Source organism: Polynucleobacter sp. es-EL-1 (assembly GCF_018687975.1).
Classification (GTDB): domain Bacteria; phylum Pseudomonadota; class Gammaproteobacteria; order Burkholderiales; family Burkholderiaceae; genus Polynucleobacter.
Map to the genome: position 1 here is coordinate 1,353,645 of NZ_CP061310.1, position 26,067 is coordinate 1,379,711.

The 26,067-nt window shown below is 46.1% G+C and carries 31 protein-coding genes; 14 read left to right on the forward strand and 17 right to left on the reverse strand.

Features of this window, described 5'->3' with window-relative positions; translation table 11 throughout:
- Nucleotides 1-33 precede the first annotated feature (33 nt).
- The 4 genes from moaA to FD974_RS06940 are packed head-to-tail and all read left to right on the forward strand — an operon-like array spanning nucleotide 34 to nucleotide 3,387.
- Nucleotides 34-1,146: a GTP 3',8-cyclase MoaA gene (gene moaA, locus FD974_RS06925; RefSeq protein ID WP_215363759.1), complete on the forward strand. Its 1,113-nt coding sequence runs from the start codon at nucleotides 34-36 to the stop codon at nucleotides 1,144-1,146.
- Nucleotides 1,146-1,748 (forward strand): molybdenum cofactor guanylyltransferase MobA, encoded by a 603-nt coding sequence (gene mobA / locus FD974_RS06930; protein WP_215366749.1) that lies wholly within the window; start codon nucleotides 1,146-1,148, stop codon nucleotides 1,746-1,748. The genes moaA and mobA overlap by 1 nt, the downstream gene beginning before the upstream one ends.
- Nucleotides 1,745-3,082, forward strand: coding sequence for a gephyrin-like molybdotransferase Glp (gene glp / locus FD974_RS06935; protein ID WP_215363761.1), 1,338 nt, complete (start codon nucleotides 1,745-1,747; stop codon nucleotides 3,080-3,082). Before mobA ends, glp begins: the two co-directional genes overlap by 4 nt.
- 11 nt (nucleotides 3,083-3,093) lie before the next feature.
- On the forward strand, nucleotides 3,094-3,387 hold the full coding sequence (locus FD974_RS06940) for a hypothetical protein (protein WP_215363767.1): 294 nt from the start codon (nucleotides 3,094-3,096) through the stop codon (nucleotides 3,385-3,387).
- 28 nt (nucleotides 3,388-3,415) lie between these two features.
- On the opposite strand, the gene FD974_RS06945 is transcribed toward FD974_RS06940, so the two are convergent.
- Nucleotides 3,416-4,429: a D-glycerate dehydrogenase gene (locus tag FD974_RS06945; protein ID WP_215363770.1), complete on the reverse strand. Its 1,014-nt coding sequence runs from the start codon at nucleotides 4,427-4,429 to the stop codon at nucleotides 3,416-3,418.
- Nucleotides 4,430-4,553: 124 nt separating this feature from the next.
- Here FD974_RS06945 and fdxA point away from each other — a divergent pair, with 124 nt between their 5' ends.
- The 4 genes from fdxA to FD974_RS06965 are packed head-to-tail and all read left to right on the forward strand — an operon-like array spanning nucleotide 4,554 to nucleotide 7,266.
- The gene (gene fdxA / locus FD974_RS06950; protein ID WP_215363773.1) at nucleotides 4,554-4,877 is read left to right on the forward strand and encodes a ferredoxin FdxA; all 324 of its coding nucleotides are present in this window, start codon (nucleotides 4,554-4,556) and stop codon (nucleotides 4,875-4,877) included.
- Between the two features lies 1 nt (nucleotide 4,878).
- Complete coding sequence (locus FD974_RS06955) at nucleotides 4,879-5,922, forward strand: NAD(P)/FAD-dependent oxidoreductase (RefSeq protein WP_215363776.1); 1,044 nt, start codon at nucleotides 4,879-4,881, stop codon at nucleotides 5,920-5,922.
- A 38-nt stretch (nucleotides 5,923-5,960) separates the two neighbouring features.
- Nucleotides 5,961-6,755: a thymidylate synthase gene (locus FD974_RS06960; protein WP_215363781.1), complete on the forward strand. Its 795-nt coding sequence runs from the start codon at nucleotides 5,961-5,963 to the stop codon at nucleotides 6,753-6,755.
- A gap of 13 nt (nucleotides 6,756-6,768) precedes the next feature.
- A complete protein-coding gene (locus FD974_RS06965; protein ID WP_215363784.1) occupies nucleotides 6,769-7,266 on the forward strand; it encodes a dihydrofolate reductase in 498 nt (165 codons plus the stop codon).
- Between the two features lie 53 nt (nucleotides 7,267-7,319).
- Here FD974_RS06965 and FD974_RS06970 read toward each other — a convergent pair whose 3' ends face one another.
- Entirely contained in the window at nucleotides 7,320-8,402 is a 1,083-nt protein-coding gene (locus tag FD974_RS06970; protein WP_215363787.1) for a TRAP transporter substrate-binding protein, read from the reverse strand.
- 26 nt (nucleotides 8,403-8,428) lie between these two features.
- Nucleotides 8,429-9,730 (reverse strand): metalloprotease PmbA, encoded by a 1,302-nt coding sequence (gene pmbA, locus FD974_RS06975; RefSeq protein ID WP_371817136.1) that lies wholly within the window; start codon nucleotides 9,728-9,730, stop codon nucleotides 8,429-8,431.
- Between the two features lie 71 nt (nucleotides 9,731-9,801).
- On the opposite strand from pmbA, the gene mog reads away from it, so the two are divergent.
- Nucleotides 9,802-10,425: a molybdopterin adenylyltransferase gene (gene mog, locus FD974_RS06980; RefSeq protein ID WP_215363792.1), complete on the forward strand. Its 624-nt coding sequence runs from the start codon at nucleotides 9,802-9,804 to the stop codon at nucleotides 10,423-10,425.
- Nucleotides 10,426-10,491: 66 nt separating this feature from the next.
- Here the strand turns inward: mog and orn are convergent, their stop codons facing one another.
- On the reverse strand, nucleotides 10,492-11,085 hold the full coding sequence (gene orn / locus FD974_RS06985; RefSeq protein WP_215363794.1) for an oligoribonuclease: 594 nt from the start codon (nucleotides 11,083-11,085) through the stop codon (nucleotides 10,492-10,494).
- Nucleotides 11,086-11,100: 15 nt separating this feature from the next.
- On the opposite strand from orn, the gene FD974_RS06990 reads away from it, so the two are divergent.
- Both FD974_RS06990 and rsgA read left to right on the forward strand, forming a co-directional pair.
- Nucleotides 11,101-12,351, forward strand: a complete 1,251-nt coding sequence (locus tag FD974_RS06990; protein ID WP_215363796.1) for a M48 family metallopeptidase — start codon at nucleotides 11,101-11,103, stop codon at nucleotides 12,349-12,351.
- Between the two features lie 15 nt (nucleotides 12,352-12,366).
- Complete coding sequence (gene rsgA, locus FD974_RS06995) at nucleotides 12,367-13,380, forward strand: ribosome small subunit-dependent GTPase A (RefSeq protein ID WP_215363798.1); 1,014 nt, start codon at nucleotides 12,367-12,369, stop codon at nucleotides 13,378-13,380.
- Here rsgA and FD974_RS07000 read toward each other — a convergent pair.
- From FD974_RS07000 to rpsP, 6 genes are all read right to left on the reverse strand, one after another.
- On the reverse strand, nucleotides 13,325-14,284 hold the full coding sequence (locus FD974_RS07000) for a CobD/CbiB family protein (RefSeq protein ID WP_215363800.1): 960 nt from the start codon (nucleotides 14,282-14,284) through the stop codon (nucleotides 13,325-13,327). The genes rsgA and FD974_RS07000 overlap by 56 nt on opposite strands.
- Complete coding sequence (locus FD974_RS07005; RefSeq protein ID WP_215363802.1) at nucleotides 14,281-15,018, reverse strand: CoA pyrophosphatase; 738 nt, start codon at nucleotides 15,016-15,018, stop codon at nucleotides 14,281-14,283. The genes FD974_RS07000 and FD974_RS07005 overlap by 4 nt, the downstream gene beginning before the upstream one ends.
- Before the next feature lie 64 nt (nucleotides 15,019-15,082).
- Nucleotides 15,083-15,472, reverse strand: coding sequence for a 50S ribosomal protein L19 (rplS, locus tag FD974_RS07010; protein ID WP_215363804.1), 390 nt, complete (start codon nucleotides 15,470-15,472; stop codon nucleotides 15,083-15,085).
- 102 nt (nucleotides 15,473-15,574) lie between these two features.
- Complete coding sequence (gene trmD, locus FD974_RS07015; RefSeq protein WP_215363807.1) at nucleotides 15,575-16,345, reverse strand: tRNA (guanosine(37)-N1)-methyltransferase TrmD; 771 nt, start codon at nucleotides 16,343-16,345, stop codon at nucleotides 15,575-15,577.
- Between the two features lie 43 nt (nucleotides 16,346-16,388).
- Nucleotides 16,389-16,952, reverse strand: a complete 564-nt coding sequence (gene rimM, locus FD974_RS07020) for a ribosome maturation factor RimM (RefSeq protein WP_215363809.1) — start codon at nucleotides 16,950-16,952, stop codon at nucleotides 16,389-16,391.
- Between the two features lie 93 nt (nucleotides 16,953-17,045).
- Nucleotides 17,046-17,291 carry a 30S ribosomal protein S16 gene (gene rpsP / locus FD974_RS07025; RefSeq protein WP_062311119.1) on the reverse strand — a complete coding sequence of 82 codons (246 nt, stop codon included), beginning with the start codon at nucleotides 17,289-17,291 and terminating at the stop codon, nucleotides 17,046-17,048.
- Between the two features lie 247 nt (nucleotides 17,292-17,538).
- Between rpsP and FD974_RS07030 the strand changes: the two genes are divergently transcribed.
- Nucleotides 17,539-18,060: an META domain-containing protein gene (locus tag FD974_RS07030; protein ID WP_215363811.1), complete on the forward strand. Its 522-nt coding sequence runs from the start codon at nucleotides 17,539-17,541 to the stop codon at nucleotides 18,058-18,060.
- Between the two features lie 53 nt (nucleotides 18,061-18,113).
- The gene (locus FD974_RS07035; RefSeq protein ID WP_215363813.1) at nucleotides 18,114-18,560 is read left to right on the forward strand and encodes a hypothetical protein; all 447 of its coding nucleotides are present in this window, start codon (nucleotides 18,114-18,116) and stop codon (nucleotides 18,558-18,560) included.
- A 43-nt stretch (nucleotides 18,561-18,603) separates the two neighbouring features.
- Here FD974_RS07035 and FD974_RS07040 read toward each other — a convergent pair whose 3' ends face one another.
- The 3 genes from FD974_RS07040 to FD974_RS07050 form a co-directional block, all read right to left on the reverse strand.
- Entirely contained in the window at nucleotides 18,604-19,536 is a 933-nt protein-coding gene (locus FD974_RS07040; protein ID WP_215363815.1) for an electron transfer flavoprotein subunit alpha/FixB family protein, read from the reverse strand.
- The gene (locus FD974_RS07045) at nucleotides 19,537-20,286 is read right to left on the reverse strand and encodes an electron transfer flavoprotein subunit beta/FixA family protein (protein ID WP_215363818.1); all 750 of its coding nucleotides are present in this window, start codon (nucleotides 20,284-20,286) and stop codon (nucleotides 19,537-19,539) included.
- A 70-nt stretch (nucleotides 20,287-20,356) separates the two neighbouring features.
- Entirely contained in the window at nucleotides 20,357-21,277 is a 921-nt protein-coding gene (locus tag FD974_RS07050; RefSeq protein ID WP_215363820.1) for a histone deacetylase family protein, read from the reverse strand.
- Between the two features lie 83 nt (nucleotides 21,278-21,360).
- Here FD974_RS07050 and FD974_RS07055 point away from each other — a divergent pair, with 83 nt between their 5' ends.
- Nucleotides 21,361-22,623 (forward strand): lytic murein transglycosylase, encoded by a 1,263-nt coding sequence (locus tag FD974_RS07055; RefSeq protein WP_215363823.1) that lies wholly within the window; start codon nucleotides 21,361-21,363, stop codon nucleotides 22,621-22,623.
- Nucleotides 22,624-22,647: 24 nt separating this feature from the next.
- On the opposite strand, the gene cysM is transcribed toward FD974_RS07055, so the two are convergent.
- From cysM to rfaE1, 4 genes are all read right to left on the reverse strand, one after another.
- A complete protein-coding gene (cysM, locus tag FD974_RS07060; protein ID WP_215363827.1) occupies nucleotides 22,648-23,559 on the reverse strand; it encodes a cysteine synthase CysM in 912 nt (303 codons plus the stop codon).
- A gap of 41 nt (nucleotides 23,560-23,600) precedes the next feature.
- Nucleotides 23,601-23,996, reverse strand: a complete 396-nt coding sequence (locus FD974_RS07065) for a helix-hairpin-helix domain-containing protein (protein WP_215363829.1) — start codon at nucleotides 23,994-23,996, stop codon at nucleotides 23,601-23,603.
- 98 nt (nucleotides 23,997-24,094) lie between these two features.
- Nucleotides 24,095-25,114 carry an ADP-glyceromanno-heptose 6-epimerase gene (rfaD, locus tag FD974_RS07070; protein ID WP_215363831.1) on the reverse strand — a complete coding sequence of 340 codons (1,020 nt, stop codon included), beginning with the start codon at nucleotides 25,112-25,114 and terminating at the stop codon, nucleotides 24,095-24,097.
- Nucleotides 25,111-26,040, reverse strand: coding sequence for a D-glycero-beta-D-manno-heptose-7-phosphate kinase (gene rfaE1, locus FD974_RS07075; RefSeq protein WP_215363833.1), 930 nt, complete (start codon nucleotides 26,038-26,040; stop codon nucleotides 25,111-25,113). Before rfaE1 ends, rfaD begins: the two co-directional genes overlap by 4 nt.
- Between the last annotated feature and the right edge of the window lie 27 nt (nucleotides 26,041-26,067).

The window sequence follows — 26,067 nt, forward strand, 5'->3', positions numbered from 1 at the left end:
GGCAGAAATACCGTTTCACAGCCATAATTAGCCATGGTTGAAAAAGTCATCCCCATTCGTTTAGATGAAGGTAAAGGCCTTACGCCGTCCATTCCTGGGCAGCTTACTGCCCCCAATGGATTGACGACAGACACTCGTGGACGACCATTACGGGATCTGCGCATTTCAGTTACTGATCGCTGTAACTTTCGCTGCACTTACTGCATGCCAAAGGAAGTATTTGACTCTAACTACCCCTACCTTTCTCACAAGGATCTTCTCAGTTTTGAAGAGATCGCGCGATTAACTACGATCTTTGCCGGTCTTGGCGTTGAGAAAATTCGCCTTACCGGAGGAGAGCCTTTACTACGTAAAAATCTAGAAGTCCTGGTGGAAATGCTCGCGAAGATTCGGACAACAGCGGGCAAGCCTCTGGATTTAACGCTCACTACCAACGGCAGTATCTTGCGTAGAAAAGCTGCTGCGCTCAAAGCAGCAGGTTTACAACGTCTCACTATTAGCCTTGATGGTTTGAATGATGACATTTTCAAGAAAATGAATGATGTCGATTTTCCGGTTACCGACGTACTAGATGGAATAGCTGCCGCTCAAGAAGTGGGCTTTACCAATCTCAAAGTTAATATGGTGGTTAAAAAGGGAACGAACGACCAAGAGATTATTCCCATGGCCAAACATTTCAAGGGTAGCGGTGTCACACTGCGCTTTATTGAATTTATGGATGTGGGAAGCTCTAATGGTTGGGATATGTCTCAAGTTCTCCCCTCTCAAGAAGTGGCCGATCGCATCAATGCTGTGTTTCCCATTGAAGCAATTGAAGCCAACTACCCTGGTGAGGTTGCTCAGCGCTGGCGCTACCTAGATGGTTCTGGTGAGATTGGTTTTATTTCAAGCGTTACTCAAACCTTTTGCCATGAGTGCACTCGAGCGCGCATTTCAACTGATGGCCAACTTTATCTTTGTTTATTTGCGAATGAAGGTTTTGATTTCAAAACATTACTGCGCTCAGGAAAATCTGATTTAGAGATTGCCAATGCGATTATGAACACCTGGTCTGGTCGCGATGATCACTATTCTGAAATTAGAGGATCGAATACGCCTAGCACCAAAGGTGCTAGAAAAGTAGAAATGTCATACATCGGCGGATGATGAATTCTTCCAAAAAAATTACTGGACTTATTTTGGCAGGTGGCCGCGCCCAAAGAATGGGCGGCATTGACAAGGGCCTCATACCCTTTCATAACAAACCGTTGATTGAATCTGCCATTGAGCGCTTAAAACCACAAGTGGCTAGCATTCTCATTAATGCCAATCGCAATATTACGAAGTATGCCCATTATGGATATCCAGTCATCATGGATGAAACGCCAGACTTTTCTGGTCCCTTGGCTGGCTTTTCTATTGGCCTAAAGCATTGCCAAACACCCTATCTATTAACTTCGCCTTGCGACTCCCCTTTACTGCCAAGCGATCTTGCAGAAAAAATGGTGACAGAACTGGAATTACACAATCTAGATTTAGTCTATGCTTCATCGCTTGAAGATGGCAAGGCTTGGGCGCAACCTGTTTTCTGTTTAATGCGCAGTAATTTACGCGACTCATTGACGAACTTCCTTAACAAGGGTGATTTGAAAATTGATCGCTGGTTTAAAGAACTTCATAGCGGCACTGTCATTTTTGAAAATGCACTTGCTTTTGCCAATGTCAACACACCAGAAGAACTAGAGGCCTTAGAAAAAGTATCTCCATGAGTAACTCCAATCCTCTTTCTCCCAATAGCCCTGTTTTACTGACACCCTCCTTACATGTTGATGATGCTCGCAAGGCTATTGCTGGCTTAGTCAACGATTTAATCACCGAGTCCCGCATCCGAAACGCCGTGGGTGATATCGAGCTTGTCTCTTTAGATCAAGCAATTAACCGAATTTTGGCTGAAGATTTGCTCTCGCCGATTGATGTTCCTGCAGCCGATAACTCGGCAATGGATGGCTATGCTTTTAATGGCAACTGTCTAGAGACTCAAGACCCAGACATCACACTTAAAGTAGTGGGAACTGCGTTTGCAGGCAAGCCCTATGAAGGAAGCATCGGCCAAGGAGAGTGTCTCAAGATTATGACTGGAGCATTAATGCCTCCCGATTGCGATACTGTTATCCCGCAAGAATTTACTAGCGCAACAAGTAAGGGCGACAGCACGATAGTTACTTTTCAGCAAAGCCAATTAAAGCGTGGCGAGAATAGACGCCTTGCTGGTGAAGATTTGCAGTGTGGCAAACCTGCCATCTCAGCTGGTCGCCTATTACGCCCCTCCGATCTTGGTCTTGCTGCGTCCCTGGGAATTGCGGAACTCAAAGTGCATCGCAAACTCAAGGTAGCGATTCTGTCTTCTGGTGATGAACTGCGGCCCCTTGGTCAATCACTTGATGCGGGCAGTATTTATGACAGTAATCGCTATAGTCTTACCGGCTTACTCAATCGCCTCAATTTAGAAATCATCGATTGCGGAATTGTGCAGGATGATCCCGCATCTCTGAAAGCCGCTTTCATTGCGGCAGCTACAAAAGCAGATGTACTGATCTCTTCAGGAGGAGTTTCTGCTGGTGAAGCTGATTTCACCAAACAAATCATGCAAGAGCTAGGGGATGTTGGATTCTGGAAAATTGCGATGCGCCCAGGGCGCCCCATGGCTTTTGGGGTATTAAAACCTATCGCAGAATCTGGTGCAAAGCATAGAACGCTCTTTTTTGGCTTGCCCGGAAATCCAGTAGCAGTTATGGTGACTTTTTATCAGTTTGTGAGGTCGGCCCTACTGCAACTCAATGGCGCAAGTCAAACTGAGCCCCTTTTGACTCAGGCTATTGCCCAAACTTCCATTCGTAAAAAGCCTGGTCGAACTGAATTTCAGCGGGCCATCATGGAGCGCGGAGCCAATGGCCAGCCCACCGTGCGCATTACTGGCAGTCAGGGTGCTGGTATTTTGCGCTCAATGAGTGAGGCAAATTGTTTCGTCATTCTCAATCATGAACAAGGGAGTGTTGCTGCTGGGGACTGGGTAGATGTGGCGCTTTTCGACGGACTGCTTTAAGATTGCACCTCATGAAACTTAGTAAAAAAGAACTTGTCTTCTTAGACCCCATGCATACTGCCAAAACCCTAGTTTTGGTTTACCTCTGTTTTTCAGTGCCGATTGTCTTGTTAGCCTTATTTGTAGCCTTCATACGTGATGGTGCTATTCCCGGATTTACAGTTCTTTCAGCATTAATCTTAAATGCCATCTTGGGCTTTGGATTGCTTTGGATTGCTTGCAAAGTATATAACTGGGTCGCCGGAAAATTTGGCGGGATTGAATTGGCTCTCAGAGAGCTCCCAGAAGAAATTGAAGCCGACTGATTTCTCAGTCAGCTTCATTCTCAATCATTTAGCCTTTAAACGCTTCCGCATTAATCAAACTTGGTGGCTTGTTGCCAGCCAGTGCCGTAGTGAGATTTTTAATCGCAAGATCGACCATCGCTCTTCGTGTCTTTTCTGTTGCGCTAGCAATATGTGGCGCCAAGACGATGTTGCTGCACTTTAGCAACTCAGGATGCACCTTAGGCTCACCTTCAAAAACATCCAATCCCGCTGCAAAGATTGTTCCGTTTTGCAAAGCTTGTGCTAGGGCTGCATCGTCGACAATTCCACCGCGGGCGATATTTACTAATATTGCCGTGGGCTTCATTAAGCCCAGCTCTTTAGCGCCAATCGTATGATGGTTTTCTGCTGTATAAGGCAACACGAGAATGACATGGTCTGCCGTGCGGAGTAAGTCCTCTTTAGAAACATATGTTGCGCTATAAGCTTTCTCTTCATCAGCAGGCAAACGACTGCGATTGTGATAAATCACGTTCATGCCACAACCAAGTGCACGCCGAGCAATTCCCTTACCGATACGCCCCATACCGATAATGCCCAAAGTGCTGCCATTTAAATCCATACCCAATGGGTTATTCACAATCGACCACTGATCCCATTTGCCGGCTCTAACCCAATGCTCGGATTCAGTAATGCGCCTAGCTGCAGCCATCAACAAAGCAAAGCCAAAGTCCGCCGTTGTATCCGTAAGAACATCAGGGGTATTAGTGGCCATGACCCCTGCCGCAGTAATAGCCGGGATATCGAAGTTGTTATAGCCTACGGAAATATTAGCCACTATCTTGAGTTGATCGGCTTGGGATAAGGCTTGAGCATCGATACGTTCGCTTCCAGTAACTAGAGCCCCTTCGACCGTGGCGAGCTCATTTTGCAGCTCCTGCGGGGTGAAAACTTTATCCGCCTGATTAGAGCGAACCTCAAAAGTCTCTTCTAATTTCGCCAGCGCTTCAGGAAATATGGCCCTGGCAACCAAAATTTTAGGTTTTCGGGTTAGGTGGGCGGGGTTGGTGGTTGTATTCATAAAGGGACTTTACCTCAAAAACTAAATTGGTTTTTTGCCTAAAAATTTACTTGAATCGGATAAAATTGAGTTTTGACAACTCGGCGGCCTGCTGATACTTTGGGCGCCTTACATTTATACCATCATGACTTACGTTGTTACTGAAGCCTGCATTCGCTGCAAATACACTGACTGTGTGGACGTCTGCCCTGTCGATTGTTTCCGTGAAGGCCCTAACTTTTTAGTGATCGATCCAGACGAGTGTATTGACTGCGCGGTATGCGTGCCAGAGTGCCCGGTAAATGCAATCTATGCAGAAGATGATGTGCCAGGAGATCAACAAGCATTTATCAAGCTCAATGCTGAACTATCGCCTGGTTGGACCTCAATTACCAAATCCAAGGCAGCCCTTCCCGAAGCGGAAGAGTGGAAAGAGGTTAAAAACAAACTTGACCAGCTGGTAAAGTAAATTGCATTCCCCCATTGAAACCGATGCAGTCATTATTGGCTCCGGTCCAGTGGGACTCTTCCAAGTATTTGAACTTGGACTGCTAGAAATTAAAGCCCATGTCATTGACTCCCTGCCTGAAGTAGGCGGTCAATGTATTGAGCTTTATCCCGACAAGCCCATCTACGATATTCCAGCCATTCCGGTCTGCACCGGTCGTGAGCTGGTTGACAATCTACTGCAACAGATCAAACCCTTTGCAGCGCAGTTTCATCTCAATCAAGAAGTCTCTAGCCTTGAAAAACAAGCAGATGGCCGTTTTCTGCTGAGCACCTCTCAAGATCAGCACTTTTTAGCTAAGACCGTGTTTATTGCTGCAGGGGTTGGCGCATTTCAGCCAAGAACGCTCAATCTTGAAGGCATTGAAGCATTTGTAGACCGACAGGTTTTCTATCGCGTTAAAAATCCCGATCAATTCACTGGTAAAAAAATAGTGATTTGCGGCGGGGGAGATTCCGCCCTTGACTGGGTGCTTTTCTTTGTTGGCAAAGCCGCTAGCGTTACCCTAATCCATCGTCGTGATGAATTTAAGGCTGCCCCTCAATCCGTAGAAAAAATGCGTGCGCTCTGTGCCGCTGGCGATCTTCAACTCTGTATCGGGCAAATTACTAGCTTAGAAGAATCAGATGGTAATTTAACTGGCATTGAAGTCAGCAATATTGACGGGGAAACGCAACAGCTACCCGTCGATGCCCTGTTACTCTTTTATGGCTTATCACCCAAATTGGGTCCTATAGCGCAATGGGGTTTAGATATTGATCGCAAACAAATTGCTGTGGATACCGCCTGCTTTCAGACAAGCACACCCGGAATTTATGCTGTTGGCGACATCAATATTTACCCCGGCAAGAAAAAACTTATTCTGTCAGGCTTTCATGAGGCGGCTCTCGCTGCTTTTGCTGCTGCAGCGTACCTAGCCCCTGAAAAACAGATTCAGCTCCAGTACACCACGACCTCGCCAAAGCTCCATAAGGCGCTTGGGGTCAACCCACCCAGATTCGAGTAAGCTCTACCTATAACCCAATTACTTAGCTCAATATCGTCATGCATCAATATCACCATCTCATGAAGGAAGTCCTTGAAAAAGGCGTCCAAAAATCTGACCGCACGGGGACCGGCACCCTCTCCATCTTTGGTCATCAGATGCGCTTTAACTTGGCCGAAGGCTTTCCGATGGTGACGACTAAGAAGCTACATCTCAAGTCCATCATCCTTGAATTACTATGGTTTCTGAAAGGCAGTACAGACAACAATTGGCTCAAAGAGCGTGGCGTATCGATTTGGAATGAATGGGCAGCGCCTGATGGTGACCTCGGCCCCATTTACGGCTATCAGTGGCGCTCATGGCCCGCCCCCAATGGTGAGCATATTGACCAAATTGCAGAAGTTGTTGAAACACTTAAAAAGAATCCGGATTCCCGTCGCATTATTGTTTCCGCATGGAATGTGGCAGATATTCCCCGCATGGCTTTAGCGCCTTGCCATGCCTTCTTTCAGTTTTATGTGGCCGATGGAAAATTATCCTGTCAGCTCTACCAACGTAGTGCTGATATTTTTCTGGGCGTACCTTTTAATATCGCTAGCTATGCGCTACTCACACATATGATGGCGCAGCAATGCAATCTTGAGGTGGGCGATTTTGTATGGACTGGCGGTGACTGCCATTTATATAGCAATCATCTAGAGCAAGTCGATCTGCAATTATCCAGAGACTTTTATCCACTACCCAAGCTCAACATATTGCGCAAGCCTGATTCCATTTTTGATTATGAATTCGAAGACTTTGAAATCGTCGGCTATGAATCCCATCCTGCTATTAAAGCTCCTGTAGCTGTTTAATTGAATTGATCCCATGACCGCTACTTCACAACCTGCTATCTCAATGATTGTTGCTCGCTCACGCAATCATGTCATTGGCCGAGACAATCAAATGCCGTGGAAGATTTCTGCAGACTTGCAGTTCTTTAAAAAGGTGACGATGGGTCACCCCGTCATTATGGGGCGCAAGACCTGGGAATCGATTGGGCGCCCTCTACCTGGACGTCGTAACATTGTGGTCAGCCGCAATGCAGATCTCACGATAACCGGTGCAGAGGTAGTCAACTCTTTGGATGCAGCACTCGCTACTTTGAATGAATTCCCCCGCGTATTTGTGATTGGCGGAGAGCAATTATTTACACAAGCTTTCCCAAAAGCGGATCGCCTCTTCATCACTGAAATCGATATCGATGTGGATGGTGGCGATACCTTCTTTACAGTCCCTCATCCAGAGCAGTGGCAGGAAGTTGAAAGAACCCCAGCCTCTGAAGGTGATATTCACTTTAGCTTTATTACGCTAGAGCGAAAATAATCAAGGGCCCACTCGGGCCCTTTTTATTCCACCTCAAATCATTTGCACTATCTTTACAGTTTCTTAGCAAAACTGTACTGAGCAAAAGCCTGCTCAGCAACACTGAACCACTGAGCCTCCATATTTCTGAAGACGCGGTAATCCTCGAAGATTTTCTTAAACTGTGGATTTTTAGCAGACTCTTCTGCGTAAGTTTCTTGAGCAGCCTTAAAGCAGGCATCTAATACCGAAGTATTGAACTTTCTTAAGACTGCCCCATTCTGAATAAGGCGCTGTAATGCTGGAGGATTTAAGGCATCGTATTTAGCGCACATGTCAGTATGAGCCTCAAAGCAAGCGGCTTGCCACGCAGCCTGGTAAGAAGGAGGCAAGGAGTCCCACTGTTTTTTATTGACTAAGAAGGACAATCCAGCTGCCCCTTCCCAAAAAGCGGGGTAGTAATAATTTTTAGCGACCTTAGCTAGGCCGAGTTTTTCATCGTCATAAGGACCAACAAACTCAGCGGCATCAATCGTACCCTTCTCCAGAGCGGAATAAATTTCACCGGCAGGTAATTGCTGAGGCACTACACCCAACTTAGCGAGGACTTGACCCGCAAAGCCTGCAATACGAAACTTCAAGCCTTTGAGATCTTCGGGAGACTTAATTTCTTTACGAAACCATCCACCCATTTGCGTGCCGGTTTGACCACCTAAAAAATTGACAATGTTGTAGCTGGCATAGAGCTCACGCATTAACTTCATCCCATTGCCTTGCAGCATCCAAGCTGATTGTTGACGAGCCGTCATTCCAAATGGTGCAGCTGTATCAAAGATAAAGGCGCTATTTTTACCAATGTAGTAGTAGCTCGCGGTATGTCCACACTCAACCGTGCCATTTTGTACTGCATCTAACACCTGTAATGCCGGCACAATCTCACCGGCAGCAAAGACTTTGACATTAAATTTTCCGTTGGTTGCCTTACTCAATGCTTTTGCAAAAATCTCTGGGGTGCCAATCAAGGTATCTAATGATTTGGGAAAGCTAGAAACTAAGCGCCAATTTAGCGTTGGTAAGTTCTGCGCAATAGCTGGAGCAGATAAAGCAGCAGCCCCGGCGCCTAAGGTAGCTTTCTTTAAAAATGAACGTCTTTGCATCAATATCCCTTTGCAATTTCTATAATTTATTTACCGCCAACCGTCATAGATCCAATCAAAATAGAGCCGGTCTCTTTGGTGCCTCGAATTAAGGAGTCGCTGCCAATCATTTGAATATCTAGAAGCATGTCGCGCAAATTACCAGCAATGGTAATTCCCTCAACCGGGTATTGAATTTCTCCATTTTCTACCCAATAACCAAATGCGCCGCGTGAATAGTCTCCAGTGACATAGTTCACGCCCTGACCCATTAGCTCAGTAACTAAAAGTCCTGAGCCCATTACCTTTAATAAAGCAGATAGGCCACCTTTAGGTGTCTTCTTGCTTTGCAAAGTGAGGTGGTGAGAACCGCCCGCATTACCAGTAGTCTTCATTCCCAGCTTACGAGCAGAATAAGTGGATAAGAAATAGCCTTGCAAAATACCTTTATCCACCACCGTTCTGGCCGAGGTCTTCACGCCCTCTTCATCAAATGGCGCGCTGCCAGTTAAAGACAAAAGATGCGGATTTTCAAAAAGGCTGACGTGCTTTGGAAGGACTTGTTTTCCAAGGCTATCCAATAAAAAACTAGAGCGGCGATACAAGGCACCGCCTGACACCGCCTGAACCAAACTTCCCAGTAAGCCAGTTGCCAAGGGCGCCTCAAAAATGACTGGGCACTTACGCGTACTTAATGATCTGGCATGCAAACGAGATAACGCTCGCTGAGCAGCATATTTTCCTATTGCCTGTGGGTCAGCTAACTCCTCAGGAATGCGCGAGCTGGAATACCAATCATCCCGTTGCATGAGTGCTTTTTTGCCACCCTCATTTGCGATAGGAGCGCATGAAATATAGTGACGGGAAAATGGATAGCCACCCATAAAACCATGGCTTGTCCCCATCATGAAATGGGCATGGTGAGCGGATACAGATGCACCATCGCTATTTTGAATTTGCTTACTCACTGCAAAGGCAGCCCCTTCAGCAGACCGAGCGATTTCTATTGCCGTAGCAGAATCTAAATCCCAAGGATGAAACAGATCCAAATCCAGTGGATTTTTTTCTAGTAATTCTTTTTCAGCTGGTCCCGCACAAACATCCTCAGCCGTATGCTGCGCTATGTGATACGCAGCCTCTACTGTTGCTTTAAGAGATTGAGTGGAAAAATCGCTGGTGCTGGCATTGCCACGCCGGTGCCCCAAGAACACCGTGACACCCACTTGCTTATCAAGACTTTGCTCAATAGTTTCCACCTCGCCCTTGCGCACCGTCACTGATAGCCCTTGGCCTTCAGACACTTCCGCAACAGCATCGGAGGCCCCCCTTCTCTTGGCCTCTTTGAGCATGAAATCAATAATTTCTTGAAACTGGTTTGATGAGTATGTAAACATATCCCAATAATAGCTAGAATAGAAACATGAAGCATACCGAAGCCTGGGCACGTTCTGCCCCCAATGAAATCAAAATTGGCCTCATCTCCATCTCTGATAGAGCCAGCCAAGGCGTTTATGCCGACCAAGGGATACCCGCCCTGCAAACATGGCTTATAACCGCCCTCAGTACCCCCCATGTTTTTCATGAGCGCTTAATTGCAGATGAACGTGAAGTCATCACCGAGACCATTGTGGAGTTATGCGATGAATTGGGATGCGATTTAATCCTCACTACAGGCGGTACAGGGCCCGCCCGCAGAGATGTGACCCCTGAGGCCACCATCAATGCTGGAACCCGTGAAATGCCCGGATTTGGCGAGCAAATGCGTCAAATTAGCTTACGTTTTGTCCCCACCGCCATACTTTCTCGGCAGACAGCCGTTTTACGAGAAATCGAGGGGCATACGGCTCTGGTGATTAACTTGCCAGGGCAGCCTAAATCCATCAAGGAAACCCTTGAGGGCCTAAAAGACGCAGAGGGAAATTCGATAGTGCCCGGTATTTTTGCCGCCGTGCCCTATTGCATCGAATTGTTTGGCGGCCCTATTGTTCAAACCCACGAATCGGTTATTAAAGTCTTTAGACCTAAAAGTGCGGTCAAAACCTAAGAAATCTCAATATCGCCCAAATATCCTTGCGATCAAGAAAAAGGCCCAGTGAGGGCCTTTTGATTTTTAAGCGGGTTGCGGCAACGGAATAATAAATTTTTCTCGGTAATACTTGAGCTCCTCAATGGACTCTTCAATATCCGCCAAAGCAGTATGGGCCTGCTTTTTGGTAAACCCCTTGACTAATTCAGGATGCCAACGCCTGCATAACTCTTTCAGGGTCGAGACATCAATATTGCGATAGTGAAAATACGCCTCCAGCTTAGGCATGTATTTGGCCATAAAGCGCCTATCTTGACCAATCGTATTGCCACACATGGGAGCAATCCCCGGTTTGATGTATTGCTTCAAAAAAGCGATACATTGAGCCTCTACGGCAGCCTCGTCCAAAGTCGATGCCTTTACTTTATCAATCAAGCCCGAGCGTCCATGGGTGCCCTTATTCCAGGCATCCATTGCCTCAAGAAGGGCATCCTCTTGATGCAGAACCCAAACTGGTGCGGTCGCAATGGTGTTGAGGTGGGCATCGGTCACAATGACGGCAATTTCTAAAATTCGCTCTTTTTCAGGATCTAAGCCTGACATTTCCATATCCACCCAAATCAGGTGTTCGCTAGCGGGAGCAGATTTTGCTGTCGGAATACTTGTTTTTTCACTCATATCTATAATCATCTCATGACATTCACTATTGTTTTTCTAATCGCCTTTGTTGCCAGCTTTGGTTTACGCCACTGGTTATCTCAACGCCAAATTCGCCATGTGGCCAATCATCGTGATTCGGTCCCTGCAGAATTCGCCTCCCAGATTACTTTAGCTGAGCATCAAAAGGCTGCTGACTATACGATCGCCAAATTACGCTTGGGTATTTTAGAGAATGGTGTCAGTGCCATCATCCTCATTTCCTTTACGCTTTTGGGTGGCTTACAACTTCTCAATTCAGCGCTCTTAGGACTCTTGGGTGAAGGCATTGCCCAACAAATTGCCTTGTTGGTATCCATTGTTTTGATTTCTGGGATTATTGATATTCCCTTTTCTTGGTACAAACAATTTCATTTAGAAGAGCGCTTTGGCTTTAACCGCATGAACACCAGATTGTTCTTTAGCGATATGTTTAAAGGTATTGGTGTAGGTGGCGCAATTGGCGTGCCCTTGTTATGGGTAGTACTGAGCCTCATGGAAAAAGCAGGTGACCTTTGGTGGCTTTGGGCCTGGGGTGTTGTTGTTGTATATGCAACCGTAATGCAGGTGATAGCGCCAACATTTATTGCCCCCATCTTTAACAAGTTTCAAGCATTAGAGGATGGCGCACTCAAGACACAAATTGAGGCTCTGCTAAATCGCTGTAATTTTGTAAGCCAAGGTCTATTTGTGATGGATGGTAGCAAGCGTAGCAGCCATGGGAACGCATACTTTACCGGAATGGGTACTGCGAAACGCATAGTCTTTTATGACACTTTGATTGAAAAACTAGAGCCCGCAGAGATCGAAGCCGTCTTAGCCCATGAATTAGGACACTTCAAGAAAAAACATAATCGAAAACAATTGATCTTTATGTATATTCTATTTTTATTATCATTCGCAACTTTGGGTTGGCTTAGTATTCAGCCATGGTTCTATAGCGATCTCGGCGTGACTCCCAACCCAAATGGCTATAACGGTGGTCTTGCCTTAGCTCTCTTTATGCTGGTATCACCAGTGTTTAGCTTCTTCCTCACACCTCTGTCTAGTTTGGCGTCACGTAAACATGAATATGAGGCCGATGGCTTTGCCGCTGAGAAATCCTCTGCCTCGGATTTGATTTCGGCTTTGGTAAAGCTGTATCAAGACAATGCTTCAACCTTAACGCCAGATCCGATCTACACAGCCTTTTACAGCTCTCACCCACCTGCACCATTACGAATTGCTAATCTCAAACGATTTAGTTAATTCGCATCAGCCTTAATGGATCAATTTCGTGCGCTACTGACTGCCTCTTACGGGAGGCATTATTTAGCGCAGCGCTTACTTGAAGATGAGTACGGCAATGAAAGCCCTGCTGGAGAGTTAATTCAAGTGAGCACTCCGGCCAAACAGCATATTGGCGCGGTTGGTGATCGTATGTTGTTAGAAATGACTTCAGCTGATCAAGCACGCATTATTCGCATTGAACCCAGAGAAAATTTACTCTACCGATCGGATGCTTTTAAAAGCAAACTCATTGCATCTAATGTTGATCAAATCTTGGTTGTGCTTGCCACTCAGCCTGCATTCTCGCCAGACCTATTAGGCAGAGCAGTAGTCGCTGCAGAAACAAACCAAATTGGCCTGCATATTCTGCTCAATAAATCCGACCTCAAAGAGAATTTAGAGCATGCCCGAAAAATCATTGCGCCATATGCGCGTATGGGCTATCCAGTTACGGAGGTATCTGCCAAGTTTGATGCAGCATCGATTGAGGCTCTTCGCCCAGCCATATCCGGAAAGGTATCTGTCTTTGTTGGGCAATCTGGCATGGGAAAATCCAGCCTGTTAAATGCTTGGATACCCAATGCTGCTGCCATTACACAAGAATATTCAGTCAGGCTTGATACCGGTAAACATACAACTACTGCTTGTCGCTATTTTGAATTGCCCCAATCCTGGGGACGTGATGCTAATGGCAAGCTAGGCGCACTCATTGACTCTCCAGGGTTTCAAGAATTTGGTTTAGCCCATATGTCCGTGAGCGAACTAGAGCATGCCTTCAGGGAGTTCAAAGAATATCTTGGGAAGTGTCGTTTTCATAATTGCGCACATCAGTCTGAACCAGACTGCGCCATTCGAGATGCGGTAGACAAAAATGAAATAGCGCCAGAAAGACTAGCGCTATTTAGACAGTTACGCTCCGACTCAAAAACAGCCGATACGCAGATTCAAGGAATTAGCCAAGCCAAAGAGCGATGGTCAGCATTAGCAATAAAATCATCCAAGCGATAACCAGGCGCCATACCAAGCCTACTGCAGAACGCATAGTTCGCTCATTAGGCTCTAGACCCACTTCATAAACTACTGGCTCACCAGCCTCAGCCATTCGCAAAGCTTCATCACTATCAGGCTCACTCATTGGTTCACCCAAACGGACACCAAGAGCACCACTACCAGCGGCCAAAATCACAGCCGATAAGGAATCAGACCATTTTTGCGTAAGGTGTCGCCATGAATACACTGCGCCTTCAAAGTTACCGACAATAGCAAAGCCAATTGCCGTAATGCGAGCTGGAACCCAATCTAAGACATAGAAAAAATGACGAGCAGACTCACCTAAATTGAAGTCACCTCTCTGTGACCAGCGCTGCGCCGCTGTATCTGCAAGACGGTATAGCACCACACCCGCAGGACCCATTGGCATTAAGAACCAAAATAGCACTCCAAATACATGATGATGCGAACCAATAATTGCACGCTCTAAGGCTAGAGAAATGACTTCTGTTTCAGATAGATTGGCTGTATCTAGTTCAGGCCCATACCATTCACCCAATGCTGCACGAGCAGCGGGTAAATCATGATTTGCAATCGCTTCATGAACCAAGGTGAAGGAATGGCTAAATTGGCGAAAGCCAAAAAATAGGTAGGCGATGATCACATTCCAAATAAAGCCCAGAATGGGAAACGTCACCATAAACACTACATAGATTACAAATACTAAAAAGGTTGGCAATATGAAGGCGACTAAACAGGCCATACGAGCGCCCACCGGGCTTGCACCCTGCTCCGTCTTTCCACCAAACTCCCCTGCAACCCAATCCAACCAGCGCGCACTGATACGCGCAATCCAATGAGCGGAAGTTACTGGGCGATATTGCTCAGCAATGAGGGCGATAAGAATAGAAAAGAAAGTCATACTTTTAGTAAATGATAAAGGTTACGCAACATTCCAGCAGTAGCACCCCAAATAAAGCGATTTTCATAGGGCATTGAATAAAAACGACGGCTACCCAAATCACTTTGCCAAACCCGCACCTGATGATTGGCTGGATCCATCAAAAAGTGTAAGGGCACTTCAAAAACATCAGCCACCTCAAATGTATCTAAGACATATTCTGCCTGAGGTTGAACTAAAGCGACCACTGGTGTAACACTATAGCCCGAAACAGTTAAGTACTGAGGCAAATGACCGATGATCTCCACCGCCTCGCGCTGAAGACCAATTTCTTCCTCACTCTCACGCAAAGCTGTGTCATGAGGAGTCAAATCCTGCTGGTCCATTCGGCCTCCAGGAAAGCTAATTTGACCGGCGTGATCATGTAAGTGATTCGTACGCTGCGTTAATAGGACTGAGAGCCCCTCCTCTTTTAACAGCAAAGGAATTAATACCGCAGCATGGGTAACCTTTCCCGCTGCCTGACGCTTAGCAATAATGTCTGCAGCAATCACATGGCGATTTTCATCAGTGATTTCTGGCTGCCAAGGGGGCGGGCTCTGCAAGCGACTTTTGAGCGCCATTGGATGCAAGCGATCTACTGCAATCCTTGGCTGATCGCTACAAACTTCTTGAATCGGAATGGCTTGCGCATCAAACCCCGCTGGCACAGCAGCACTAAAGGCCGAATTGTTTGAGCGTGGTGACTGAGTCATAGATCTATTTTAGGGCAATAAAAAAGGCAGCCTAGGCTGCCTTCTCACCGCATTAAAGCAATGCTTATGCAGCAGTTGGAGCAGCAACCTTACGAGCAGGCAACTTCTCTTTAATACGTGCAGACTTACCTGAACGATCACGCAAGTAGTACAACTTAGCACGACGTACATCACCGCGACGCTTCACTTCAATGCTAGCAATCAATGGTGAGTAAGTTTGGAATGTACGCTCTACGCCTTCGCCAGATGAAATTTTGCGAACGATAAAGCTGGAATTGAGTCCGCGATTACGTTTAGCAATCACAACACCTTCAAACGCCTGGGTACGCTTACGTGTACCTTCAACAACGTTTACGCCAACTACAACAGTGTCGCCAGGGGCAAAACTTGGAAGAGTTTTATTAGCGCTTAAGCGAGCAATTTCTTCTTGCTCAATTTTTTCGATCAAATTCATTATTAATCCTTAAACATCTTGTCAGCGTTCAATCCCGAGACTTTCATCAACGGACCAGACAGAGGATGTAGTTAAAACCATTTCACTAAATCAAAACACAAACTATTTATTCGCAACTGACATTACTGACAGCGTACGAAGAAAATGCTCATCTTCTTTACTTAGCAACCCATTTGCTCGCGCCTTTTCAATCAGATCAGGCCGAAGCGTTAACGTCAGCTCTAAAGACTTCTGCCGACGCCAATCCGCTATTTTAGCGTGATGTCCGCCTAAAAGCACGTCCGGAACAGATAAATTTTCATATATTTCTGGGCGGGTATAGTGAGGATGGTCCAAAAGTCCATTCATAAAGCTATCCTGGATTGCTGATTCTCCATCCCCTAATGCCCCTGGAATAAGGCGAATCACGGCATCCATCATAGTCATGGCGGGTAATTCACCGCCAGAAACCACAAAATCGCCCATAGAAAGCTGCAAATCCACATTTCGATCGATAAAACGCTGATCAACAGCCTCATATCGACCGCAAATAAAGGTTAAATTACGATAACTGAGGATATCTGTCGCTATCTTCTGCGAAAACACCTCACCTTGAGGCGCCAAAAGACAAATTGGCCCAGAAGCGATATTTTCTGCTTGATGTGCAGCTTTAACAGCAGATAAGGTGTCTTCCAAGGGTTTTGCCATCATGACCATTCCTGGGCCACCACCATAAGCACGATCATCCACTGTTTTACGAGGGTCAGCACAATAATCGCGGGGATTCCAAAGATTTACCTTGGCAAGACCTTGATCACAGGCGCGCCCAGTAATACCCCACTGAGTTAAAGCGGAGAACATCTCTGGAAATAAGGTCACTACATCAAAGCGCATATTGGAATTTAAGGATCAATTACTGTTGTGGCTTTAGATTGGACTACCAGTCGGCTTGCCAATCCAGTGTAATGCGCTTATTTGCCAGGTCAACGTTTTGAACCACTTCTTTTACAAAAGGAACCAATTGTTTGACGGTCTTTGTTTGCAGATCGCCAATAGCAATAATGCCGTGTGCACCATTGTCATTAATGTCGATCACCTCTCCAAGATCTTCATCTTGGAGATTAATCACTTTGCAGCCAATGAGATCTACCCAGTAATAGCTATCAGTCTCCGCCTTTGGGAATACATCGCGTGCCACCAAAATGCGTGCGCCTTTTAAAGCTTCAGCTTGATCACGATCTGTAACGCCATCTAAGGCCATCACAACTGTACCGCTATGCATCTTTGCTAGCTTTACTTTGTAGAGCGTTAATGATGCCTGCTCATAAGATAGCGCAACACCTGCACTTCGACGAGGGATGAGTGATAGCCAAATTTCTTTAGAAGATAGAAGCGCTACGGGGTCCGATGAATGCGGACGAATCTTAATCTGACCCTGCAGGCCTTGAGCATCCTGGACTGCGCCAAGCTCAATCAGATCATCTAGGGAAGGTGTACTCATGATAAAGCCACCCCATTTCCCCAAATGACACTACAAATCAATTCTGCTACCAAAGACTTTATCGATGAGAAAAAGTCTTTGATATGGATGTTTTTAAACTGCAGGATTGTTTTTAATCAAACGAACAACTGTTGGAGAAATCTGTGCGCCAACACCAGTCCAATAAGTCAAACGATCTTGAGCGATACGCATTGCCTGCTCAGATTCAGCTGCTTGTGGATTGAAATAACCAATACGCTCGATGAAGTTCGAGTCGCGACGATTACGCTTGTCTGTAGCTACGATGCTATAAAAAGGGCGCTTCTTTGAACCGCCGCGTGCCAGTCGAATGACGACCATACTTATTCCTTAAAATCTAAAATGAAAACAGGTTGATTACAACCCAATGAAATTACTACAAAATCTTGGGCTCCAACTTACCAGGCAAATTGACAATACAAATGCACGGTAGAGCGGAAAACCTCATATTCTAGACGAAAACCCCTACTTGTTCCACCTATTTAAAACTTCACCAATGGAGCTACAACAGTAGAATGAGATAGCAGAAATCAATAAATACCCATTAAAAACAATAAGTTACAGAAATATGACCGCTAAAATAGCACCCTTTTTTCCATTTAGAGGCTCTTTAAATAGACTGTTTCTAGTGATTTCTTGCGCAGGATTGAGCCTTCTAACTGCTTGCGCCAACGTCATACCGCCATGCACTGCCAAAACTAGTCCTCCCGCTAGCGAGCTTCGCAATACTAAGTGGGAGCTTGTACGCTGGAACCTACCCCCCAACAGTCGGGGAGAGGTTCGCACCAGGCAAATCCCCCAGGGCGACAACAGCAATCCCATCCAAATTGTTTTTGATGGCAATGGGGAGCGCATCAGCGGATCAACGGGCTGCAATCGCTTTACGGCTCGGATCAACGAGGATGCTCGAGGATTCACTCTCGATCAAATCGCCAGTACCAAGATGGCTTGCACACCTCAGCGGATGGAATTAGAACGAGACTTTCTCTATGAGCTCAATGACTACCGCAACATTGTGCGCAATGGCGATCAATTGCTCATGATTGGAGCGAACCGTGAGGTTCTCAGTTTCACTCAACGCGCTAATTAAAAAGCATGGAATAGCTTAGTGATGCAAAATAATCACTGTTCCTGAAAGTAGCTATGAAAAAACACAAACTTCTATTTTGCTCACTTGGATTATTTTTTCCAGGCATGGGCCTCAATTGTTTTTACCTCCAAGGCTTTAAATCATTCTGGGGTTGGGCTCAGCTCTTTGCGTTCATTGGCGGCATTGCTGGATGGCTCATCCTCAAAGATACCCAATTTAATTCTGCGCCCGGATGGGTTCTCATCACCTTTGGATTCATCACGCTAGAAGCAAGTTGGCTTACGACAATTGCCTTCGGTCTACGCGCCGATGAAAAATGGGATGCTCAATTCAACCCTGACTTAGAGCCAAGTCGCGCTACAAAATCGGGCTGGCCAGTTGTACTCACAGTGATTTTTTCATTGGTATTTGGTGCTGGCTTCATGATGACTTTTCTAGCCATTGCATTTGAGCAATTTTTCATCTCACAACTCAAAGAAGCAAAAAAGCTATCCCAATAATGCGGATAGCTTTTACTTGGAGACAGCTAAGTTATTGAATTGATTATGACAGCGCCTTTGTAAGCTCAGGAACCGCTACGTTCAAATCGGCAACTAAACCATAATCAGCAACACCAAAGATTGGCGCCTCTGGATCTTTATTGATAGCAACAATGACCTTGGAATCTTTCATACCAGCTAAGTGCTGAATCGCACCAGAAATACCTACAGCAACATAAAGCTGTGGCGCCACAATCTTGCCCGTTTGACCAACTTGATAGTCGTTAGGCACATAACCTGCATCTACCGCAGCACGAGATGCACCCAGTGCAGCACCTAACTTATCAGCCAATGGCACCACGAGTTCTTGGTACTTCTCACCAGAACCAAGGCCACGACCACCAGACACAATAATCTTGGCAGCAGTCAATTCTGGACGATCAGATTTAGTCAATTCACGACCAATAAAAGTGGATTTACCAGAGCCATCTACAGCAGCAAGCTTTTCAAGTACTGCAGAACCGCCCAAAGCAGCTGGATCAAAGCCAGTAGTGCGAACTGTAATCACTTTGACGGGATCGATTGATTGAACAGTAGCAATTGCATTGCCCGCATATATTGGGCGCTCAAAAGTATCTGCTGATATCACTTTGGTAATGTCTGATAACTGGGCAACATCTAACTTAGCGGCAACTCGTGGCAGAACATTTTTGCCATTTGCAGTTGCAGGAGCCAAGATATGACCGTAATCAGAAGCAATCGACAGAATCTGGGCTGCTAACGGCTCAGCCAACTGGTCAGCCAAGGCTGCATCATCAATCTGGATCACCTTGCGAACCCCAGTAATTTTGGTAGCTGCAGCTGCGGCAGCATCAGATCTGCTACCGGCTAGCAAAATATCCACCTCTGGTGAGCACTGTAAGGCAGCACTCACTGCGTTTAAGGTTGCCGCCTTGAGAGAGACATTGTCGTGTTCAGCAATTACTAATGCAGCCATTTAAATTACCTTCGCTTCATTTTTTAATTTATCAACCAAAGCAGCAACATCGGCCACCATCACACCAGCTGAGCGCTTAGGAGGCTCTTCCACTTTGAGGGTTTTAAGGCGCGGGCTAATATCCACCCCAAGATCACTTGGCTTAATCAGTTCAAGCGTCTTTTTCTTGGCCTTCATGATGTTGGGGAGAGTAACGTAACGAGGTTCATTTAAACGCAAGTCAGTTGTAATAACTGCCGGCAAACTAATGGCGATTGTCTCTAGACCACCATCAACTTCACGAGTCACATTGGCCCTACCATCCGCTATGAGCACCTTAGACGCAAAAGTCGCTTGCGGAATATCCATTAGACTAGCCAACATTTGGCCCACCTGATTACTATCATCATCGATTGCCTGCTTACCCAGAATCACGATTTGCGCTTGCTCTTTTTCACATAAGGCTTTGAGGATCTTGGCAACTGCAAGAGGTTGTAATTCAGCGTCTTCCTCGACTAGGATGGCTCGATCTGCGCCGATTGCTAGAGCTGTACGAAGCGTTTCCTGACATTGGGTAGGGCCGGCAGAAATCACCACTATCTCACTGGCAACACCAGCCTCCTTCAGTCGCACCGCCTCTTCAACAGCAATCTCATCGAAAGGATTCATACTCATCTTGACATTGGCAAGATCAACACCAGAACCATCTGACTTAACGCGGATTTTGACGTTGTAATCTACAACACGCTTTACAGCTACTAAAATCTTCATTCTCAATTCTCTAATCTATGAATTAACTTCTCTATTTTATCTGCCCACAATCATCCCAGGCAAAATCATTTCAGATGTCAGCCAGTGCTTTCACATGAGCCACTACGCTGCGCCCCAAGGCAGACAAGTTATATCCACCCTCTAGACAACTCACAATACGACCGTGGGCAAATTGATTGGCAACTTCTTTGAGCTTCTTAGTAATCCAAGCATAGTCATCCTCTACCAGACCCATCTGACCCAAATCATCCTCACGATGCGCATCAAACCCAGCAGAAATAATGATGAGCTCTGGCTCAAATTCTCTTAGCCGTGGCAACCACTGCTCCTCTACGATTGAGCGCACTACATCGCCACGTGTGGCAGCTGGTAGTGGGACGTTCACCATATTCTTTGCTTTATCCAAGCCACTATAGGGGTAGAAGGGATGCTGAAAGAAGCTACACATCAGCACATTGGGATCATTAAAAAATGCCGCCTCAGTACCATTACCATGGTGTACGTCAAAATCAATGATCGCCACACGACTGATACCGTACTCCTCCATGGCATAGCGAGCGGCTACTGCCACATTATCAAAAACACAAAATCCCATCGAGCGAGTTGGTTCAGCATGGTGCCCTGGTGGACGAACTGCACAAAATACATTCTCGACCTCACCCTTCATCACAGCATCTACCCCTGCAATAGCCGCACCAGCAGCACGCAGAGCTGCACTCCATGTATAAGGGTTCATAATGGTGTCGCCATCTAGCATGTAGTAGCCACTAGCTGGGGATCGTTCTTTGACAAAAGCAATGTGCTCAGGGCTATGTACTAACTCAAGTTGATCCTCGCTTGCTAATGGCGCATCTAAATGGTGTAAAAAACGATCTATACCGCTACGAATGAGTTGATCATTAATGGCCTGAATGCGCTCTGGGCACTCAGGATGGTGACTGCCCATCTCATGCTTGAGAAAGTCTGAATGCGTTATGTATCCTGTTGTCATGACTAAGAATTCCCTTTAGCAGAACTATAATTTTTATAATTTCATTTATTCTTGCGGCACATCAAAAACCCACACCCTATTTCATGAATTTTCGCGCCCGCCACTTTACTGTATTACTAATTAGTTCACTTGTCTTGGGTGCCTGCTCTACCACCCCCACCCAAGAAGTAAAAACTCCAGAGGCTATCGTAAACCAGTCCGAGAATCTTGCTTCAGAGGCCCAAATTAGCCAAAACCTTAAGCAATTAATTGGCCAAGTTGCGCAGAAACAAAGCATCCCTTTACCTATCCTCGAATCTAGTTTTGCCGATGTTAAGACCATTGCATCCATCCGCAAGCTCGTATTACCCCCATCGGGAACCTTTAAAAAGAATTGGGTGGCTTATCGCAAACGCTTTATTGAGCCCATCCGCCTAAAAGCCGGAAAAGTATTTTGGGAGCAAAACCAAGCCTTTCTAGACAAGATTGAGCAAGAATCTGGCGTACCCGCTGAAGTCATTGTCTCGATTATTGGCATTGAAACCATCTATGGTCGTCATACTGGGAACTTTCGAGTCAAGGATGTTTTATCTACCCTGGCCTTTAGCTATCCAGATACTCCAAACAAAGCAGCGCGCGAGCAACTCTTTAAGGACCAATTACAAGATCTCATTCTCTTGTGCTGGACTGAGGCTGGCGGTCAGCTACCGGCAAATAACAGTATTCAGGGCGTTAATAACTCACGATTGAATTCTTGCCTCAATCAAAATAGCTCCTATGCTGGCGCCATTGGATTGCCTCAATTTATGCCAGGCAGTATTCGTAGCTTTGCAGTTGACGGAGATGGTGACGGCTATATTGATCTCAAACAAAGTCCTAAGGATGCGATCGCTAGTGTTGCTAACTTCATGAGAAAACATGGCTGGCAACCAGGTATGCCCATTTACTTCCCAATCCCAGAATCGGGGATTGAAGCTGCAAGAGCGCTAGCGGATGGCGAACCTCAACTCAAGTACACAGTGCAAGAGCTTATTGAAAAAGGTATTTTGACAAAGGCCCAGGGAGATCTGCAAAGCGGTGGGGTGGAGCCTCAGAGTAAAGCGCTGATTGTCGATCTTCCTTATCCCGACAAAGATGGAATTGATCAAGTCCGTTACGTAGTTGGTCTTAATAACTTTCTCTCGATTGTTCAGTACAACCGCAGTTATTTTTATGCACAAAGTGTTGCTGAATTTGCAGAAGCGCTGGGGTATAAAAACCAAAGTGTAGTACCAGCGAACACTGATGCAGGGGTAGTAAAGGCGCCCGGGGCTACAAAAGCAAAGACGAAAAAAACAGGCTCAAAAAAGTCAAAACAAAAGAGTTAGAGCAGCGGTATGTTGCTTACCGACTTAAGCAGGGAATACGCCGGTAGACAAATAGCGATCACCACGGTCACACACAATAAACACAATCGTGGCATTTTCCACTTGACGTGCAACCCTTAAAGCCACAGCCAATGCGCCACCAGCAGATATACCGCAGAAAATACCCTCTTGGGCCGCCATACGTCGGGCCATTTCTTCAGCTTCAGCCTGGCTGACATACTCAATGCGATCCACTCTATCGCCCTGATAAATTTTTGGTAAATATTCCGGAGCCCATTTACGAATACCCGGAATCTGTGAACCTTCTTCTGGTTGGGCGCCAATAATCTGAATATCAGGATTCATCGACTTCAGAAAGGTGGATACACCAGTAATAGTCCCAGTAGTACCCATTGCAGAAATGAAATGAGTGACTTGCCCATCCGTATCGCGCCAAATTTCTGGGCCAGTCGTTTCAATATGTGCACGGGGATTATCAGGATTGGCAAACTGATCAAGCAATCGACCACGTCCCTCTTTTTGCAACTGCAAAGCATAATCACGTGCAAATTCCATACCGCCAGAGGTCGCCGTCAAAATGAGCTCAGCACCATAAGCAGCCATGCTTTGTCTACGCTCAATACTTTGATTCTCGGGCATTACTAGAATCATCTTATAACCTAGCATCGCAGCCGTCATTGCTAAGGCAATACCGGTATTACCACTCGTTGCCTCTATCAGAGTGTCGCCTGGCTTAATTTCACCACGCTCTTGAGCACGCAGAATCATCGACAGCGCGGGTCGATCTTTAACCGACCCCGCTGGATTGTTGCCCTCTAACTTACCTAAAATCAGATTATTTCTTTTGTCGATATCCGCACCTGGAATGCGTTGTAAACGAACTAAAGGCGTATTGCCTACAGTCTGAGAAATGGTAAGGTAAGAAGGTGTGCTCATGAAGCCATTTTAGCCATAAGCGCGCCTAGACATATAAGGGCTTAATTTCGGCGATTTGAGCCCGTACGATCCGTATGATGACGAGAACCGCCTTGAGAACGCGAACTACGCCTAGTGGAGCTAGACCCCTCCTTGTTGGTGCGCCCATTGGGCTCACGAAAGGAACTTGGCGCTTCGATTGTCAGACCATTACTCACCATTTTCTCGACTGATTTCATGCCAATTCCCCGTACCCGTTTTTGCAAATCATTGGCATCCTGAAAGTGACCTCCATCCAATCGCTCGGCAATAATAGTTTTAGCCTTGGATGGGCCAATTCCTTTAATACTCTCTAACTCAGACTGGGTAGCAGTATTGACGTTGACTGGTGAGGCCGCAGATAAAGCAGAGACAGCTACTAATACCGAAAATACTAAAGACTTTAATAATTGATTCATGCAATCTCCATTAGTGAATAAAAAAATCCACCCGCACAACGTGCCGGTGAATCAGTTACAACGAATGGGATTAAAGACTGTTGACTGTATTTCAGTCTTTAAAGCGGGCTTGCCAAGAAATCAGTATTGGCTGATAACCAAGCAATATATCGACTGACACCCTGCTCTACATTTAAGAAGGGTTCTGCATACCCAGCGGCACGCAACTTAGTGAGGTCAGCCTGAGTAAAGCACTGATACTTCCCTTTGAGTGCTTCGGGGAAAGGAATGTATTCAATCGCCTTTTCTTTAACCAATTCTTCGAGACTTGCAGGATTAGCACCATCAATCTTACGCATGGCGTTAGCCACTGCATGTGCCACATCATTAAAGGGTTGCGCACGACCACTGCCTAAATTAAAGATGCCGCTAATTTCTGGATGATCCAAGAAATAGAGATTAACTTTGACAACGTCTTCTACCGAAACAAAGTCACGACTTTGTTCACCGGCGCCATAGCCGCCATACTCACCAAAAAGCTTCACCTTACCAGCAGATTTGTACTGATGGTACTGATGAAAAGCTACAGAAGCCATGCGACCCTTATGGGATTCACGCGGACCATACACATTGAAATATCGGAATCCAACCACTTGGGCAGAATTTGATTTTTCAGCAAAGCGCTTACGCATTACTTGATCAAATAAGAATTTTGAATAGCCATAAATATTGAGTGGCTTCTCATGCTCACGGCTCTCAATAAAAATATCTGATCCACCGTAAGTTGCTGCAGAAGAGGCATAGAGCAACTGAACATTTTGAGCCGTACAGATATCGAGCAAATCCATGGTGTAGCGAAAATTATTAGCCATCATGAAAATGCCATCAGTTTCCATCGTATCGGAGCAAGCCCCCTCATGAAAAACTGCCTTTACTTTGCCGAAGCGACCACTTCTAAATGCTTCTAGAAACTCATCTTTGTCCAGATAATCAATGATGTCTAGGTCAGCTAGATTGCGATACTTATCTGCAGGGCGTAAATCATCTACTGCGATGATATTTTTCTCACCACGCGCATTGAGCGCTTGAACAATATTGGCGCCGATAAATCCGGCAGCGCCGGTTACGATAATCGTCATTGCAATTCCTCAGAAGTAACGGTGGCTGTTCCCAACTTGCCAACCACAATACCGCCAGCTCGGTTAGCCAAAGCCATCGCTCTTTCCAGGGGCCAGCCAGCTGCCAATGCGACTGCCAGCGTGCCAATAACAGTATCACCGGCACCAGAGACATCAAATACTTCACGGGCTTGCGCTTTAACGTGGCTCACACCAGCCTCAGTAAATAAACTCATCCCCTCTTCAGAGCGAGTCAGGAGAAGCGCTTCCAGGTTTAATGATTTTCTAAGATCTTGCGCTCGCTTTGTAAGATCTTCTTCGCTAGTCCACTGACCAACCACTTGACGTAGTTCGCTACGATTCGGAGTCAAGACTGTGGCGCCACGGTACTTAGCGTAGTCGTCACCCTTAGGGTCTACCAAAATCATCTTCTTCTGCGCACGAGCCTGCTCGATCATCAAAGCTACTTGTCCCAATGCACCTTTGCCGTAATCAGACAAAATCACGACATCAGCATCTCCTACAAGCTTTTCATAACGCTCCAATTTATGAGCGAGGGCAGCCTCACTAGGAGCCTCTTCAAAATCCAAACGAATCAATTGCTGTTGTCTTGCGATGACACGTAGCTTCACAGTTGTTGGCACTTTGCCATCGACCTCAAGCTGACTATCTACGTGGCTGGATTTCAGCAATTCAGAAACACGGCGACCTGGCTCATCATCGCCAATCACGCCCAAAATAGTTGTCTTTGCACCAAGAGCTGCAACGTTACGCGCTACGTTAGCTGCGCCCCCTAAACGTTCATCAATCTTGCCCACTTGAACTACAGGAACTGGTGCTTCTGGAGAGATGCGATTCGTATCACCAAACCAATAGCGATCGAGCATGACATCACCCACCACTAATAAGCGGGCTTTAGAAAATTGTTCTCGGTTGGCTTTTTCCACGGACTGACTGATCTTTCTAATGGATTC